Raw genomic sequence first — 15754 nt, 5'->3', positions numbered from 1 at the left:
GTCGATATTCTAGGCTGATTTGCAGCTGAGCGCTGCTTTATAGAACAGCGCTCAGTGCAATCGGTGCAGAAAATTTATATCTGCTTACTCAGTGGTAAAAGAACATCTACTTCGTAGAGGCGAATCAAACCGGCCAGCCCCTCTGGCACACCAGAAAATTGCAATTCTGCCCCTTGCTTTTGGGCGGTGCGCATCCAGTGTAAGAGCAGCGCAACAGCGCTGGAATCTGCTGCTGTGATTTGGCTTAAGTCTACATTCAGCTGCTCGCCTTGCCCCAGACTGGGCAATGTGGCGAGCTGGCGGCTTGCGGATTCAAGCGTAAGCGTACCATCTGGCTGAAAGGTTTTCATTTGCTGGCGTTACGCTGCGCGTTATTACGATCAGATAATTGCTTGATGAGGCCATCAAGGCCATCTTTACGGATGATGGCATTAAACTGATTGCGGTTGTTATTGATAAAACTGATGCCATCAACTGCGATGTCGTAAGTTTTCCAGCCTGCATCGGTTTTTTCAAAGCTGAAATCAAGCGGAATAGGCTTTTGGCCAGGCAGGCTGACTTCGGTCAGCACAACCATTTCACTGGAGTCATTGCCCGCGCGAGTGCCTTTTACATCAACCTGTGCGTTTTTGTAGATAGACAGCGCAGAGAAGTAAGTGCGAACCAGCATCGTACGGAATTCGCGTGTTAAAGCTTGCTGTTGTTCCGGCGTTGCTGTTTTCCAGTTGCGCCCGACGGCCAGTATAGTCATGCGGTTGTAGTCAGCCAGCGGTGCAACCCGTGTGTCGACTAAGTCTCTGGCTTTCAGCTGATCCCTATCGTTTTTTCTGATGATTTCCAGCACATCACGGCTGACATTTTTTACGATCAATTCTGGCGATTCAACTGGTGCGGCAAGGCTGCAGGTGGCGATAAAACCCATTGAGAGGGCAAGGATCCATTTTTTCATTTTGTGTACTCCATTGATATTGCTTACGATCATTTCTCAGCAGCGGTTTCTGCTTTGTTAAACAGCACCCGGCTGATCAATTGCTCCAGCACAATGGCTGAAGAAGTAATGGTGAAGCTATTTCCAGCCTGAAGCATTTTGTCGTCTGCGCCAGATGTAACGCCGATGTATTGTTCACCTAAGAGACCTGAGGTGAGGATTTCTGCAGAAGCATCTTTGCTGAAATGATAGCGGCTATCCATGTCCAGCTTCACCCGTGCAACGTAACGCTCTGTATCCAGAGTGATACTACTCACACGGCCAACCAAAACCCCGGCACTTTTCACGGGTGCACGCACTTTAAGCCCGCCTACATTGTCGAAATTAGCCGTAAGCTCGTAGCTGTCGGAAGCTGGTAAAGTGGTCTGGCTGCTGACGCGCAAAGATAAAAACAGCAAGGCAGCAATGCCTGCAACGGCAAACAAACCTACCCAGAAATCAATCATGCCTCTTTTCATTTTAATACCCCTTAGACACTTAATAGCGGATGCACCGGCCATAAGCCGGGCCATCCCGAAATTCTTAAACTCCTCTGAACATAAAGGCGGTAAGCACAAAGTCCAGCGCCAGAATGACAAGTGAGCTGGTCACAACCGTACGGGTTGTTGCACCGGACACGCCCTCAGCAGTGGGCGGCGCATCATACCCCTCAAATACCGCAATGAGTGAGATGGCAATACCAAATACCACGCTCTTGATCACACCGTTGATAACATCCTGGCGGAAATCCACAGCGCTTTGCATTTGCGACCAAAAAGCGCCTTCATCCAGCCCAAGCAGCTTTACCCCAATCAGATAGCCGCCAAAAATACCCATTGCGCTGAACATGGCCGCAAGCAGAGGCATAGAGATCACGCCGCCCCAGAAGCGCGGTGCAACAACGCGTGCGATGGGGTTAACGGCCATCATTTCCATTGCCGCCAGTTGTTCTGTGGCTTTCATCAAGCCGATCTCTGCGGTAATGGCCGAGCCCGCACGGCTGGCAAACAGCAAAGCACCCACCACAGGCCCCAGCTCTCTGACCAAAGACAGTGCAACTAAAATGCCCAGCGATTCGGTTGCACCAAAGCGCTGCAGCGTATCAAAGCCTTGCAGGGCCAATACCATGCCTACAAACAGGCCTGATACCGAAATAATCAATACAGAGAGCACCCCCGCAAACCATATTTCACGCATTGTAAGCTGAAATCTGAGCAAGGAGGTAGGGGAATGACGCAGGATAGCCAGCATAAAGCGGCAGGCAAAGCCCAGCTTGATGATGATGTTGCTGAACGGCCGGCCAAATTTTGAGATGGCGTTAAATAAATAATTAAGCACAGGGTGGCTCCAATCCCAGATCGCTGGCATAGGGGACAGCGGGTTTGTGGAAAGGCACAGGGCCGTCTGTTTCCCCATTGATAAACTGTTTTACAAAAGGGTGTGTTGATGAACGAACTTGCTCTGGCGTGCCTTCGGCAACAATTTTTCCGTCAGCCAGAAAATAGACGTAGTCCACAATCGACAGCGATTCTTCAACATCGTGCGTCACAATTACCGATGCCGTGCCGAGGGCATCATTTAAATTACGGATCAGCTGGCCGATAGTGGCGAGCGAAATGGGATCTAAACCCGTAAATGGCTCGTCATAAAGCATTACAGCAGGGTCAAGTGCAATTGCCCTTGCCAGTGCCACGCGTCTTGCCATACCGCCGGACAACTCTGATGGCATCTGATCACTGACGCCCCGTAAGCCTACGGCGTTCAGTTTCATCAGCACCAAATCACGGATCATGGATTCGGGCAGATTGCTGCGCTCTCTGAGCGGAAACGCCACGTTATCAAATACAGATAAGTCAGTAAAAAGCGCGCCAAACTGAAACAACATGCCCAGCTTTTTACGCATTTTGTAAAGACTGGCCTCGTTCATCCTGCCCACATCCTCTCCGGCAACGGTCAGCTTGCCCAGATGGGGCTGAATTTGCCCGCCAATCAACTTGAGGATGGTGGTTTTGCCCGAGCCGGATCCACCCATGATGGCGACCACCTGGCCGGGCTTGATGCTCAGCGAGACATCGGTAAGCACCGGACGTTCACCGTAAGCAAAGCTCACATTCTCAAACTGAACCAGCGAGGAAGGCATGGTGCACGATACTCTTGGCATAAAAAGGGGGTATTGTAGGTGTGTCTGGCCTGATCAGGTAGGTTAACTTTGTATGAAAATGTATGGAATTATTGCCATGCAGCAAAGCTGGCTTGTCACGGCAAGTCTTGTATCGCCTTTGTTGTCGCCAAATCAGCCCCAATTCTCTTGTTTTTCGCCCTGATAAACCCTCCAAAAACGGCATGCAAACACACGAAAAAACAACATTTCTATCGTATTTATTCCTGCTGGTTGTCAATTTAATCCCCGCTTTATTTAACGACTGATGAGTATTGCAGCTGTAGCGCTCACCCTGCGGCGTTTTACTGCGCTAATGCGAAGATCTGTCCGTCCAGATATTTGTTTAATTTTTACTGAATCCTCGTACTAGTATGAAAGCAAGCGTTCATCCATAGACAGGATCATCAATGTATCTGGAACACTTTGGCTTAAACGAACCACCTTTCCGGATTACGCCACACCCTGAGTTTTTCTTTGTCGGGGCTGAACGGGGCGCTACTCTGGATGCCTTGATTTATGCCGTCCTAGCAGGAGAAGGCTTGGTTAAAGTGGCGGGGGAAGTCGGAAGTGGCAAAACTATGCTGTGCAGGGTATTGATGGAGCGTTTACCCGCCAGTGTGGACAGCGTTTATATCGCGAACCCAGCCATGAAGCCGGATGAATTAATGCGGATGATTGCTGACGATCTGGGCATAGTCTGCGATGCAACATACACGAGTGGCAGAGTCAGGGATTTACAGGCAGCCTTACTCGAGCGCTTTGCCACAGGGCGGCAGGTGGTCATTCTGATCGATGAAGCCCATGCCATGCCAACAGAAAGTCTGGAGGCTGTCAGGCTGCTTTCAAATCTGGATCACGGGCACCACAAATTATTGCAAATTGTGTTGTTTGGGCAAACCGAGCTGGACGCGCGTTTGGCCAGGCAGGATTTACGCCAATTACGCGAGCGGATTACCCATGTATTTCAGCTGGCGCCACTTAAAGCAAAAGATATTGAATCTTATATCGATTTTCGGATGCGCACGGCTGGGTATCGTGGGCCAGAGTTATTTCAAGCCGAGGCTTTGTCGTCTATTTACCGCGCTTCGGAAGGTTTAACCCGGCGGATAAATATTTTGGCGGATAAAGCTTTAATGGCTGCATTTTGCCAGAGCCAGCATTCAATTACAGCAAAGCATGTAAGCGCGGCGGTGAAAGACAGCGCTTTCAAACCAGTTAAAAAGCGCACTGGATGGGGATGGATTGTGCTGTCTGTAGGGCTGGCCGGAGGTGTGTGGGCTGGCCTGATGCAAGCCGCAAACCCACCGGCACAAGTGATTGTGGCATCGGCTCCTCTGGCATTAGCCAGCAGCCCGGAAGCCCTGGCCCCGGATTTGCCGCTTACTGCAGCTTTGCGGCAAAAACTGACTGAATCCAGGCAAAAAATGAATCGGGCTGAGGCGAGTGATACGGCGGTTATGCTGCTGGTGACTTCTCAATCCAAAACGGCTGAATTAGAAAAATTCTTGGCACAGGCCGCTTTGTTATTACCCCATGAGCAATTATTAATTTACCCCGCTGAAGTCAGGGGCAGTAAAGGCTGGGGCCTGGTTTATGGCCTTTTTCCTGATAAAAACAGTGCCAAAGCTGCAATGGCCAGTCTGCCGGAATCACTCAGAAAAAATAAGCCTATTTTGCGCACAGTGGGAGGGATGCGGGACGAATTGTGGAATTTGTAAGCGTGAATAAATAGCAGAGATAAGCTATTAATCAGGAATTATTAATTATTCCATTCTATAAATTATTTCATGCCGAACTTAAATGGCTGGCCTGATGATGTATTGACCCGGCTATCAAACAGCAGATGTTTCTGTATGAGTGCTCAATAATGCGGTGGCAAATTTTAATTCTGGTTTTCTTGCTCAGTGCCTGCGCCGGTCAATCGGGCCTGGAGATGGAAACTGGCCGCCATTTAGAAGCTAAAGCCGTTTCTTCTGAGATTCCAAAACCGGTCAGTGCAATGCCTGTTTTACCTAAACCGCAGCCTGCTGCTAAAACGGCTACCTATAGCGTCGTGGTGCATCAGGTGCCTGTAAATGAAATTTTATTTGCTCTTGGCCGGGATGCCAGAATAAATGTGGATGTGCATGCCGGAGTAAGTGGCAATGTTACATTAAATGCCATCAATCAGACGCTGCCGCAAATATTAGAGCGGATGAGTAAACAAGTTGATTTGCGCTGGGAATTAGAAAACGGCGTATTAACCGTTACGCCGGATTTGCCTTATCTTAAAACCTACAGAATGAATTATTTTAATTTATCCAGAAACGTTAAATCTAACGTTACGCTGGCTAATTCGGTAAGCAGTGGCAGTGGTGGCGGGTCTGGTAATAGCTCTAATACGCAAATTGATATGCTGGCCGATCATCATCTGTGGAAACAGATCGATTTAAATTTAAAAGAGCTGCTGGGTATATCGGCTGATGCGAAAACTGGCGGGGCGCAGCTGGGGGCTATTGTGCAGGATCAAAGCGCGCAGGCTGTTAAAAGCAATGTCTCTGCTGATAAAAAAGAAGTCGTTAAAACAGCTGCAGAAGCAGCCAAAGCGGCCAAAGATATAGCTCAGGCTAATAAAACCAATGCAGAAACAGAAAAAATAAAATCAGGTGAATCGCAGCCCATTAATAAAACCAGCCCGCCGGCAGATAGCAGCAGACTCGTTATTCTTAATCCGGAAACAGGTGTTGTTACAATAAGGGCCAGCCAGAAAGAACACGCAAAAGTAGCCGAGTATTTAAATGCAGTGCAAAGCGGTGCTTTGCGTCAGGTGCTGATTGAGGCCACGATTGTAGAGGTTTTATTATCTGATCAGTATCAGGCGGGGGTGGACTGGAGCCGGATTGGCGAAACAGATAATCAGTTAAATTTTCAACAGAAATCTCTGGCTAATAATCTGGGTACTGCCCCTTTAAGTATTCTTTCATATACCAAAACGGGGGGTATTTTAAGCGGCACATTTAACTTCACTATTAAAATGCTGGAGCAATTTGGCCGTACCCGTGTTTTATCCAGCCCCAAAATCATGGCATTAAATAATCAGACCGCCGTAATGAAGGTTGTGGAAGAGCAGGTATATTTTACAATTAAAGTAACACCACCCGTTGTAACCGATGGGAAAGTCACCACTCAGGCCACTTACGACAGCGAGCTGCATACAGTGCCTATTGGTTTGGTAATGCAGGTTACGCCACAGATCTCTGAAGATGGCCATGTTGCACTGAATGTAAGGCCAACCATTACCAATATTAATTCATTTATTGAAGATCCAGCTGTGGCTATTCTGGCGGCAGCTAACAATACACAAATTAAAAGTCTTGTGCCGATATTGCAGGTCAGGGAATTTGATTCCACTTTAAAAGTAGCCAGCGGGCAAGTGGCTATTTTGGGCGGGTTAATTCAGGATTCATTAAATAACGACAGGCAGGGGGTGCCGGGTTTATCGCGAATGCCCTATGTGGGCGATTTATTCAGCTATCGCAATGATAAAGTCAGAAAAATTGAATTAGTGGTTTTTTTACGCCCTGTTTTAATCAGGGATAGCAGCGATTTAGGTAATTACCAGCAGTTTTTACCTGACGATCAGTTTTTTAAGAAAGAAGCAGATCATGATTTATCGGCATTTCAGTCCGGAGGTGTTCCTTTGGGGACTAAACCATGAGCTTATTGCTGCAGGCCTTAAAAAAAGCGGAGGAAGCCAAACGGCTGCGTGAGGCGGCAGCCTTGGCAGCTGGTGATGAAAACGCTGCAACTGATCAGGCTGCTGATCTGAAAGCCCCCCTGCAGCTAAGTGATGTGGCTGAGGAGCCAGCGCCAGATGAGCAGGAGGAAGAAACTACTTCATTATCTCTGGAAGTTGCAGAGCCCTTAGCCCCTCCTGCCGATGCTCCATGGGAGTTTGTACCGCTGCCATTAGATGATTTGGTACCGCCTCTTCCGCCCGCCGAACCGGCTCCAGCCGGTCAAGCCAATCAAACCGATCAAACCGATCAGGTTAATTCAGCCGGGGATGCGGCTAATTTACCGCCAGCGCCGCTTAATACGCCAGAGGCTGAAGAAGATCTTACCTGGCTGAAAAGCACACCTCCGCCTGCCGCTCCGCAAGAGCCAGCGGCTACTGTGACAATGACGCCTCCTCCTCCTGCCCCCATTGCTCTGCCGCCGCCCGTGCTTAAGCTGCAGCAGCGTTCTAAAACGCTGCCTTGGCTGGTACTTGGGGGCGTGGTGATTGTGGGGGGAATGGGCGGCTATTTCTGGTGGCAGTATCAGGCCCTGACCGTGTCTGCTGTTGCAGCACCAGCACCAGCACCAGCACCAGCAGCACCAGCAGCACCAGCACCAGCACCAGCATCAGCATCAGCATCAGCATCAGCATCAGCAGAGGCGGCCCCGGCAGCACCTGCCGCCGCCAGCCCGGTACCAGTCACTCCGGTGCCTGTGCGGGCAGCCAGTGCCGTGGTGGCCGTGCTGACTTCGCCCCCCTTGCCTGTTCCTGCCCGCTACAAAGGGGATGCGGCCAGAGTGGAGGAGCGTTCCGGCGCACCCAATGGCGCGGGCATTCGTTTTGAAACCCAAAATAATGAGGCTGCCGTTCCGCTGCCGCTGGCGATGGCATACCGCTCGTTTCAGCAGGGCGATTATCGGGCGGCTGAAGAGGGCTACCGCCGCATGCTGCAGCAGGATGCCCGAAATCGTGATGCCTTGCTGGGAATGGCCGCCCTGGCGATGAAGCGGGGCGCAGGGGCAGAGGCCGCTCAGTTTTACCGGCAAATATTATCGCTGTATCCAAGAGATGAAGTAGCGCAGTCGGCTTTGTATTCGCTCACCCCTGCGAATGAAAGCTCGGAAGCAGGCCTGCGCCAGCTCTCGGCTCAGCAGGCCGATGCCGCATTTGCCCTAGCTAATCTTTACGCGGGGCAAAATCGCTGGAGCGAGGCACAGGGTGCTTATTTTCAGGCCCTGTCACTGGATGCAGGCAATGCAGATTACGCATTTAATCTGGCTATCAGCCTGGAGCACTTACAAGAAAATAAATCTGCAGCAAGGTATTACCGGCAGGCCTTAGCAGGCAAAGGTACTTTTGACCGGGCAATTGCCGAAGCAAGATTGAAAGCTTTGGAGCCGCAATGATGATGGCCGCCACAAAGTTAGCGCCAGGCGGCGGATCAGATTCGGTGGTTTACCCGCTTGCCGAAGCAGGTTTGCATGCCCTGGAGCGCTTATGAACGCGCCGGTCAGAAAGCTTCCGCTGGGCGAGCTGCTGGTTTCCAAAGGCCTGCTGTCAGAAGATCAGCTGCGCATCACCCTGTTTGAGCAGCGGCGCAGCGGCGTGCCACTGGGCAAGCTGATGGTGTCGCTGGGCTTTGTGTCTGAAGGCATTTTGCGCGATGCATTGTCAGAAAACCTTGGGCAGGTCAGTGTTGATTTATCCAAGATTTTGGCTGACACGCAGGCGATTAAGCTGGTGCCCAAAGACGTGGCCAAGCGGCATATGCTGCTGCCGGTGTCGCTGGATACGGAGAGGAATAAGCTGACGCTGGCGATGTCTAATCCGAATAACCTGGTTGCGCTGGATCAGGTTCGCATTCTGCTCAAAGACAAATACGAGCTTGAAACGCTGCTGGCAGCGGAATCTGATTTAGTCCACGCCATCGATCAATACTATGGTTTTGAGCTGTCTATCGACGGCATTTTGAATGAAATAGAAACCGGGGTGATTGATTACGCCAGCCTGCAGCACGCCGAGGCGGAATACAACCAGCCGGTGGTGCGCCTGATTGATGCGCTGCTGGCCGATGCCTGCACGCGCGGCGCATCGGATATTCACTTTGAGCCTGAATCGTCTTTTGTGCGGATTCGCTACCGTATAGACGGCGTGCTGCGGCAAATTCGCGCCCTGCATAAAACCTATTGGCCGGCGATGGTGGTGCGGCTGAAGGTGATGAGCAATATGAATATCGCCGAAACCCGCTCGCCGCAAGATGGCCGCATCTCGCTTACCCTGGCAGGCAGGCCGCTGGATTTTCGGGTGGCGGCTCAGCCCACCACCTGGGGCGAGAATATTGTGCTGCGGATTTTAGACCGGCAAAAAGGCCTGGTTAAGTTGGATAAGCTGGGCCTGAGCAAAGAAAACCTTTATTTATTGCAGCTGATGATTGCCCGGCCGGAGGGGATTATTCTGGTGACCGGCCCCACCGGATCGGGTAAAACCACCACCCTCTATTCGATTTTAAGCAGCGTGAACACCGAAGCCGTCAATATCATGACGCTGGAAGATCCGGTGGAATATCCGATTCCCATGCTGCGGCAAACTTCGGTGAATGAAGCCGCCAAAATGGATTTTGTAAACGGCATACGCTCAATGATGCGGCAAGACCCGGACATCATCCTGCTGGGCGAAATCCGTGATCGCGATACCGCCGATATGGCGTTTCGCGCCGCCATGACCGGCCACCAGGTTTACTCAACCCTGCACACTAACTCTGCCATCGGCTCGATTCCGCGCCTCTTGGATATCGGCGTGCTGCCCGATGTATTGGCAGGCAATATTATCGGCATTATCGCCCAGCGCCTTGCCCGCAAACTCTGCCCGCTCTGCCGTGAGCCTTACGAGCCGGATGCTTTTGAGCGGCGATTATTGGGCATCGCGCCTGAAGGGGAGCCGATTACGCTGTACCGTGCCAGCGGCTGCCCCAAGTGTGATCACCAGGGCTATAAGGGCCGTTTAACGGTAATGGAAGTCTTAAAAATGAGTGCCGAGCTGGATGAGCTGATTGCCCGGCATGCCACGCGCCTGGAAATCAAAAAAGCGGCGGAAGCCCAGGGCTTTAGAACCATGGCCGATGATGCATGCCGGCATGTGCTGGATGGGCTGACTTCGCTGGCAGAGATTTCCCGTGTGATTGATTTAACCGACAGGGTGGTTTAAGTGCCCCAGTAAAAAGGAGGATTGCAATGTATGTACGCGAACATATTTCGCGCGTGGTGGATGGCAAAACCTACAACACGCGCACCGCATTAAATTGCCATATGCATACCGAATCAAAAGACGAGCATGATGTGCCACATTTGATCGAGCTTTATCGCACCAAGCGTGATCAGTATTTTTTGGTTGAGCACAATATCCCTCATCCTCATATGGATACTGAAAAACGTATACCTACCGATGTGCTCACGCCCATTACGCTGGAGCAGGCAGAGGAGTGGGTAGAAAAATACTGCCCGTGGCGTAAGGAAAAGATTTTTGCATCCAGCAGCGAGGCGGACGCTACAACACTGACTCTGCGAATAGACAAAATGACCAAGGCGCAGCTGATTGCCCAGGCCGCCAAGCATAACCTCACCCTGAACGCTTATTGCCTGCTGAAGCTGGAAAAAATTCTTTATGAAAAAGAATCGCCAAGGGGCGGCGGAGTGTTTCTGGAACGCGGGTTTAATCCGTCGGAGTGAGGGATAAATGGCCCTCTGCGGCTTGATTCCTGAGGAAAGCCAATGCAGTTTACTTATCGTGCGGCAGACAATGCGGGCCTAGTTCAGAAGGGCAAAACAGAAGCCAATAATCTGACGGATTTAGAGCAGCGCCTGGAGCGGATTGGCCTGAGCCTGATCACGGCGAAAGCCGCATCGCCAGGAGGCGGGCTGGGCGGAAAAAAGATCAGCCGGCGCGAGCTGATAACATTTACTTTTCATATGGAGCAGCTGACCCGCGCAGGGGTATCGATTCTGGAAGGCTTATCTGATCTGCGCGATAGCCTGGAAGAGCCGCGTTTTCGCGAAGTGATTGCTAATTTAATTGAAGATATTGAAGGCGGGCGGCAGTTCTCACAGGCGCTGGCAGGCCATCCTCAGGTTTTTGATGCCATTTATGTGAATCTGATTCGTGCAGGAGAGGCGAGCGGCAAATTGCCGGAAGTATTACTTAATTTATCTGATTCATTAAAGTGGCAGGACGAGCTAGTTTCGCAAACAAAAAAAATCGTGATGTATCCGGCTTTTGTAGGCGTACTGGTGGTGGGGGTGATTACTTTTTTAATGATTTATTTAGTGCCGCAATTAGTTTCTTTTGTGGCCGCCATGCAGCAAACCCTGCCTTTGAATACCCGTATTTTAATTGCGGTATCTAATCTGTTTATTTATTACTGGTGGGCTTTATTTGGCACACCCATTATTTTATTTGTGCTGTTTCGCTTGCGTTTGCGTCATGACGCTAAGTTTCGCCATCGCTTTGATGGCTGGAAACTCACCATTCAGCCATTTGGCCCTATTTTGCATAAAATTATTCTGGCGCGTTTTGCTAACTTTTTTGCCCTGATGTATGCGGCCGGGATTCCTATTTTGGATTGCATCAAGATATCTGAAGGGATTGTTAGCAATAGCGTGGTGGCCGAATCGCTGCAGCGGATTCAGGCGCAAATACGTGAGGGGCAGGGGGTCACGGCAAGTTTTAATCAGGAAAAAATGTTTCCGCCGCTGGTGCTGCGCATGCTGAAAGTTGGCGAGAGCACCGGCCAGCTGGATCATGCCTTGATGAATGTTTCCTACTTTTATAACCGCGACGTAAAAGAATCCATAGAGCGCGTACAGGCTTTGATTGAGCCATCGCTCACGGTGGTGCTGGGCCTGATTCTGGCCTGGATTATGTCCTCGGTGCTTGGCCCTATTTTTGACACCATCAGCAAATTGCGATGAGCCACTGCACACTCTTTTTATCCAATACCCGGCTGAGCGCTTTTCATATCGAAAAGGGGCAGCTGCTGGAGCATGCGCGCTTTGCTTTGGATGATGAAGGTGCTGCAGCATTCTTACTTTTTCTGGATACCTGGAAAGAAGCCATTTTCAGCCTGCTGGTGGATGTGGTTGAGGAAGATTTTCAGCTGGAATCGATTCCGCATCTGGGGCGCAGTGATCGCACTGCCTTGCTGGCCAGACGCCTGGATCAGAACTACCGGACTACGCCCTACCGCCGTGCTTTTGTGCAGACATTTGCCAAATCGGGAGAGCAGGATAAGGTGCTGATGTCGGCATTAACGCTGGCGGCACCAGTGGACGCCATTGTGAATGCTTTACTGGCAAAAAAAATGGTCTTGCAGGGTATTTATTCTGCAGCCCTGCTGGCTGGAGAAATGCTGCACAGATCAGGGCTGGGGCTGACGCATTATCTGCTGGTTTCATTTACCCCCGGCGGCGGAATGCGCCAGACTTATCTGGCCGCAGACGGGCTTAAATTCAGCCGTGTGAGCAGCCTGCCCGAGGGTAGCAATCTGCAGGATACAGAGCGCCTTGCTGAGGTGATTGTGGTGGAGGCGCTGCGGGCCAGGCAGTATTTATCCACGCTGCGCCTGCTGGGGCGTGAAAATAAGCTGCAGCTTGCAGTGCTTTCGCCTGATGGTGATTGCCTGCCGGCAATTCGCGCCCGCCTGGCAAGCAGTGGGGACGCCGCTCAGTTTGTGCTGAGTGATGTGCCGCTGGATTTACTGGCACGCAAGCTGCACCTGCCTCAGGCAGATTCCCTGCTGCATATCTTATGCAGCTGGCTGGAGCTGCACCCGCCAGCCAATCATTACGGGCAGGGCCGCCATCTTATTCATGCCACATGGCGAAAACGCGGTATTTTGCTGCGCCGTGCTGCATACCTTGGCTTATTTCTGGCCTGTGTCTGGAGCGGGCAGGCGATCTGGGAGGCCGGCGAGATTCAGGCTTCCATTAGTCAGTCGCTTAAAAAAACCGGGCAGGTTGATGAGCGTTTGCGGCGTTTTAATCTGCTGCTCAAGCAAAGCCAAGCCAGTGACCCGGCGGCGATGAAGGGTACGGTTGAGCTTTATACCAGGGAATTTCTGACCTGGCCGGATATGGAAGATCAGGCGCAGCAAGTGAGCCAAGTTTTGCTGGATTTTCCTGAGCTGATTCTTGATGAGCTGCGTTGGCAATCTGGCCGTGGCCCGGTTGACCCTGCTAATCAGGCAGAGGCCGCGGATGCATCGGCGCCCGCCACAATCCCTGTGGTGATGGAGCTGAAAGGCCGGGTAGAGCCCTTTGATTTGCAGTACCGGCAGGCGCTGGCAAGCGTGGAGCGCTTAAGTGCCCGGCTGGCAGGCTTACCCGGTGTGACCGTGCAGCCGGTTACGCTGCCCCTTAATACCAGCTCTAAATCGGGCGTTGAAGCAAAGCCATTGCAGCAGGACAGTCAGCGGGTTGATTTTTTTCTGCGCCTGAGCTGGGAGCAAAAGCGCCATGAAAATTGATCTTCAGCCCCTGCAGCTGATCCGCCATGATCTGATTATGAGTGGAGCAACCCTTGCTCTTGGCGTGTTGCTGATTGTGCTGTCGCACATTTATCTGTGGCGGGCACAGGATGAGCAGCAGGCTTTGCGCAGTAATGTGCAACGCTTAACCCTGCAAGCCGATGGCCAGGAGAATGCCTGGAATAACATCCAGCAATACCGTGCGCTTTATCAGACGCTCAGCCAGCGCGGCATACTCAATGGCGAGCACCGGCTGGATTGGATTGAGTATCTTACCGAGCTGAACCGCCGCTCACCGGGGCTCAGCATTCTGTTTCGTTTTGAGCCGCAGCGTGTCTTTACCGCAACGGCTGAAACCGTGCAGCTCTATGGCAGCAAAATGATGCTTAGCTTTGAGCCAGGTGATGAAGACGAGTTCTCGCAGGTGCTGGCAGGTTTAAGGCGCTTATCCGGCTGGCCAGCACCGGAGCAGTGTGTGATGACCCGCCAGACAGAGGCCGGTGCAAGTTTGAAAGTGGTTTGTGATATTGAATGGTTAAGCATAGGGCCGGTGGCCGCCCCTGAGGCAAGTCAATGAAATACATTATTTTGATTTATCTGATTCTCAGCCCGCTGGCTGATGCCGGGTGGGGGCGTTTATTTTTCAGCCCGGAAGAGCGGGCTGTCGCGCGCGGAGAAGCCTCTGCACCGCAATCAGTGCCGGCCACCGGCTTGGATGCGCTAAGGCTGGATGGTGAAATTAGCCATAATGGCAAAAAAATACGCTGGCTGAATGGCGCGCTAAGCACGGCCTCTGTGCCTGCCGGGCTTAAGGTAGGACAAACGCTAAGCCGCGGAGTACGGCGCGATGTTTATCAAGCCGCACCTTAGGCAACGCCGCCAGCAGGGGGCCATTGCCCTGATGCTGTTAATGGTAGTGGGGCTGGGGATAGCCGGGGCGATACTGGCAGGGTTCAGCCGCCATGCTCTTGAGGTTTATCGAGAGCAGCAAACGCAAAATGTGCTGGCAGAAGCAAAAAAAATACTCCTGGCAGAGGCTTTATCCAAACGCGGCAATACTGTGCCCGTGACCCGCCCAGGGGAATTCTTCTGCCCCGATCTGAATATCCTGGGTGAAGCCGCTTATGGGCAGAGTGGCTTGAACGGTGCAGCTTGCCCAGGCGCTGCGGCGCGTATTGGCCGTATTCCATGGAGAAGCTATCAGGCGGCAGAGCTGCGCGACAGCTCGGGCGAGCCGCTCTGGATGGCGGTGGCGGATGGTTTTCAAGAGCGAAGAAATACGCCGCTCAATAGCGATACTGCGCCTGCGGGGGCAAATCCCTGGTTTTATGCTGCCGCCAATAATGGTGCTCAGGCTTTATCAGATGCGGCAGATCCGGTGATTGTAGTGATTCTGGCCCCCGGAGCGGCACTCAGCGGGCAAAACCGCAGTACGGCTGCTCAGCAGAGAAATGCGAATAATTATCTGGAATGTAACCGGCTGACGGTGGGTGGCGCATGCCTTGGTGCGCCCAATAACTATGCTAATTACAACGCCACGCAAGGGCGATTTTTGAATGGGCCGCGGCTGGATGCCAATGCGAACCCAACACTGAATGACCGCCTGATTACCATCCGGCGCAGTGAGTTGTTGGCCCCTTTAGAAAAACGCGCAGCCCGGGAGTACCAGCAGCTGATTAATCTTTGGGCAGTGCAGGCGGGAGCGGGGTCTTTACCCAACCCGGCCAGCCCGGCGGACCCAGGTTGCGCGGATACGGCGGCAGTCAACAGCAATGCCTGTACGCCTTCGCCTGCTGTTTGCCGCGGGCATATCCCTAAATCGATTGCACTGACAGGCGTGGGTTTGTTGCCTGTTTTGCCTGAGTATCTGGTTAACCCGGCCAACCGGCCCGCCACAATGCCAAGCCAGGCGGCATGGCAAAACGTATTGCTTGAATACGACTGGCTCTACCGCAATCGTTGGGAGCAAATGTTTTTTTACGCTGTGGCCAATACACCCAACTGCCCTGCGCCCATCGCACTTACATTAAGAAATATGCAAACGCCGGCAGCCGCTGTGAATGCAGTCATGATAGGGGCCGGGGTTGCACAAACGGGGCAAACTCGTGTAACTGCTGCTGATAAAGCGCTCTTAAATAATTATCTGGACCCGGTAAGCAGCTATGCCGCAGCGCCCGATATTAACCGCCGGGCATGGGATGCGGTGCCGCCGCAGATTGATCAGTACGCCAAGCTTGGGCCTGCCGATGCTGGTAATGATCGCCTTTATTATCGTGTTGCAAACCAATGGACCTATGCGCCAAAGGACAGACCATGAGGGACCGGGGATTCACTCCTGCTGAAATGACC

General features: G+C 52.1%; 15 protein-coding genes. 10 read left to right on the top strand and 5 right to left on the bottom strand.

Annotated elements, in window-relative coordinates:
- Positions 1-74 precede the first annotated feature (74 nt).
- The 5 genes from CSQ88_RS05520 to CSQ88_RS05500 all read right to left on the bottom strand — a co-directional run bounded on the left by CSQ88_RS05520 (position 75) and on the right by CSQ88_RS05500 (position 3107).
- On the bottom strand, positions 75-350 hold the full coding sequence (locus CSQ88_RS05520) for a lipid asymmetry maintenance protein MlaB (protein WP_099397109.1): 276 nt from the start codon (positions 348-350) through the stop codon (positions 75-77).
- Positions 347-949: a phospholipid-binding protein MlaC gene (locus CSQ88_RS05515; RefSeq protein WP_099397108.1), complete on the bottom strand. Its 603-nt coding sequence runs from the start codon at positions 947-949 to the stop codon at positions 347-349. The genes CSQ88_RS05520 and CSQ88_RS05515 overlap by 4 nt, the downstream gene beginning before the upstream one ends.
- A 29-nt stretch (positions 950-978) precedes the next feature.
- Positions 979-1446, bottom strand: coding sequence for an outer membrane lipid asymmetry maintenance protein MlaD (mlaD, locus tag CSQ88_RS05510; RefSeq protein WP_099397107.1), 468 nt, complete (start codon positions 1444-1446; stop codon positions 979-981).
- Between the two features lie 64 nt (positions 1447-1510).
- Positions 1511-2335 (bottom strand): lipid asymmetry maintenance ABC transporter permease subunit MlaE, encoded by an 825-nt coding sequence (gene mlaE, locus CSQ88_RS05505; RefSeq protein ID WP_099397106.1) that lies wholly within the window; start codon positions 2333-2335, stop codon positions 1511-1513.
- The gene (locus CSQ88_RS05500) at positions 2298-3107 is read right to left on the bottom strand and encodes an ABC transporter ATP-binding protein (protein WP_218963004.1); all 810 of its coding nucleotides are present in this window, start codon (positions 3105-3107) and stop codon (positions 2298-2300) included. Before CSQ88_RS05500 ends, mlaE begins: the two co-directional genes overlap by 38 nt.
- 428 nt (positions 3108-3535) lie before the next feature.
- On the opposite strand from CSQ88_RS05500, the gene CSQ88_RS05495 reads away from it, so the two are divergent.
- From CSQ88_RS05495 to CSQ88_RS05445, 10 genes are all read left to right on the top strand, one after another.
- Positions 3536-4846 carry an ExeA family protein gene (locus CSQ88_RS05495; RefSeq protein ID WP_099397104.1) on the top strand — a complete coding sequence of 437 codons (1311 nt, stop codon included), beginning with the start codon at positions 3536-3538 and terminating at the stop codon, positions 4844-4846.
- 149 nt (positions 4847-4995) lie between these two features.
- Complete coding sequence (gene mshL / locus CSQ88_RS05490; RefSeq protein WP_180273540.1) at positions 4996-6825, top strand: pilus (MSHA type) biogenesis protein MshL; 1830 nt, start codon at positions 4996-4998, stop codon at positions 6823-6825.
- Complete coding sequence (locus CSQ88_RS22925) at positions 6822-8294, top strand: tetratricopeptide repeat protein (RefSeq protein WP_180273539.1); 1473 nt, start codon at positions 6822-6824, stop codon at positions 8292-8294. The genes mshL and CSQ88_RS22925 overlap by 4 nt, the downstream gene beginning before the upstream one ends.
- A gap of 91 nt (positions 8295-8385) precedes the next feature.
- A complete protein-coding gene (locus CSQ88_RS05475; protein WP_099397100.1) occupies positions 8386-10092 on the top strand; it encodes a GspE/PulE family protein in 1707 nt (568 codons plus the stop codon).
- A gap of 26 nt (positions 10093-10118) precedes the next feature.
- The gene (locus tag CSQ88_RS05470; protein WP_099397099.1) at positions 10119-10613 is read left to right on the top strand and encodes a hypothetical protein; all 495 of its coding nucleotides are present in this window, start codon (positions 10119-10121) and stop codon (positions 10611-10613) included.
- Positions 10614-10655: 42 nt separating this feature from the next.
- Positions 10656-11852 (top strand): type II secretion system F family protein, encoded by a 1197-nt coding sequence (locus tag CSQ88_RS05465; RefSeq protein ID WP_099397098.1) that lies wholly within the window; start codon positions 10656-10658, stop codon positions 11850-11852.
- Complete coding sequence (locus CSQ88_RS05460; RefSeq protein WP_099397097.1) at positions 11849-13405, top strand: hypothetical protein; 1557 nt, start codon at positions 11849-11851, stop codon at positions 13403-13405. Before CSQ88_RS05465 ends, CSQ88_RS05460 begins: the two co-directional genes overlap by 4 nt.
- Entirely contained in the window at positions 13395-13982 is a 588-nt protein-coding gene (locus CSQ88_RS05455) for a hypothetical protein (protein WP_099397096.1), read from the top strand. The genes CSQ88_RS05460 and CSQ88_RS05455 overlap by 11 nt, the downstream gene beginning before the upstream one ends.
- On the top strand, positions 13979-14275 hold the full coding sequence (locus CSQ88_RS05450; RefSeq protein ID WP_099397095.1) for a hypothetical protein: 297 nt from the start codon (positions 13979-13981) through the stop codon (positions 14273-14275). The genes CSQ88_RS05455 and CSQ88_RS05450 overlap by 4 nt, the downstream gene beginning before the upstream one ends.
- Positions 14253-15722, top strand: a complete 1470-nt coding sequence (locus CSQ88_RS05445; RefSeq protein ID WP_099397094.1) for a hypothetical protein — start codon at positions 14253-14255, stop codon at positions 15720-15722. The genes CSQ88_RS05450 and CSQ88_RS05445 overlap by 23 nt, the downstream gene beginning before the upstream one ends.
- Positions 15723-15754: the final 32 nt, after the last annotated feature.

Source organism: Iodobacter sp. BJB302, from assembly GCF_002735645.1.
In the GTDB taxonomy this organism is placed as follows: domain Bacteria; phylum Pseudomonadota; class Gammaproteobacteria; order Burkholderiales; family Chitinibacteraceae; genus Iodobacter.
Note: the sequence above shows the minus strand (reverse complement) of the source record. Positions and strands in the feature narration are given on the sequence as shown.

What these genes read in the sequence shown, in the direction of transcription:
- CSQ88_RS05520 (WP_099397109.1), bottom strand. Translation starts at nt 350, where the DNA reads ATGAAAACCTTTCAGCCAGATGGTACGCTTACGCTTGAATCCGCAAGC.
- CSQ88_RS05515 (WP_099397108.1), bottom strand. Translation starts at nt 949, where the DNA reads ATGAAAAAATGGATCCTTGCCCTCTCAATGGGTTTTATCGCCACCTGC.
- mlaD (WP_099397107.1), bottom strand. Translation starts at nt 1,446, where the DNA reads ATGAAAAGAGGCATGATTGATTTCTGGGTAGGTTTGTTTGCCGTTGCA.
- mlaE (WP_099397106.1), bottom strand. Translation starts at nt 2,335, where the DNA reads ATGCCAGCGATCTGGGATTGGAGCCACCCTGTGCTTAATTATTTATTT.
- CSQ88_RS05500 (WP_218963004.1), bottom strand. Translation starts at nt 3,107, where the DNA reads ATGCCTTCCTCGCTGGTTCAGTTTGAGAATGTGAGCTTTGCTTACGGT.
- CSQ88_RS05495 (WP_099397104.1), top strand. Translation starts at nt 3,536, where the DNA reads ATGTATCTGGAACACTTTGGCTTAAACGAACCACCTTTCCGGATTACG.
- mshL (WP_180273540.1), top strand. Translation starts at nt 4,996, where the DNA reads ATGCGGTGGCAAATTTTAATTCTGGTTTTCTTGCTCAGTGCCTGCGCC.
- CSQ88_RS22925 (WP_180273539.1), top strand. Translation starts at nt 6,822, where the DNA reads ATGAGCTTATTGCTGCAGGCCTTAAAAAAAGCGGAGGAAGCCAAACGG.
- CSQ88_RS05475 (WP_099397100.1), top strand. Translation starts at nt 8,386, where the DNA reads ATGAACGCGCCGGTCAGAAAGCTTCCGCTGGGCGAGCTGCTGGTTTCC.
- CSQ88_RS05470 (WP_099397099.1), top strand. Translation starts at nt 10,119, where the DNA reads ATGTATGTACGCGAACATATTTCGCGCGTGGTGGATGGCAAAACCTAC.
- CSQ88_RS05465 (WP_099397098.1), top strand. Translation starts at nt 10,656, where the DNA reads ATGCAGTTTACTTATCGTGCGGCAGACAATGCGGGCCTAGTTCAGAAG.
- CSQ88_RS05460 (WP_099397097.1), top strand. Translation starts at nt 11,849, where the DNA reads ATGAGCCACTGCACACTCTTTTTATCCAATACCCGGCTGAGCGCTTTT.
- CSQ88_RS05455 (WP_099397096.1), top strand. Translation starts at nt 13,395, where the DNA reads ATGAAAATTGATCTTCAGCCCCTGCAGCTGATCCGCCATGATCTGATT.
- CSQ88_RS05450 (WP_099397095.1), top strand. Translation starts at nt 13,979, where the DNA reads ATGAAATACATTATTTTGATTTATCTGATTCTCAGCCCGCTGGCTGAT.
- CSQ88_RS05445 (WP_099397094.1), top strand. Translation starts at nt 14,253, where the DNA reads ATGTTTATCAAGCCGCACCTTAGGCAACGCCGCCAGCAGGGGGCCATT.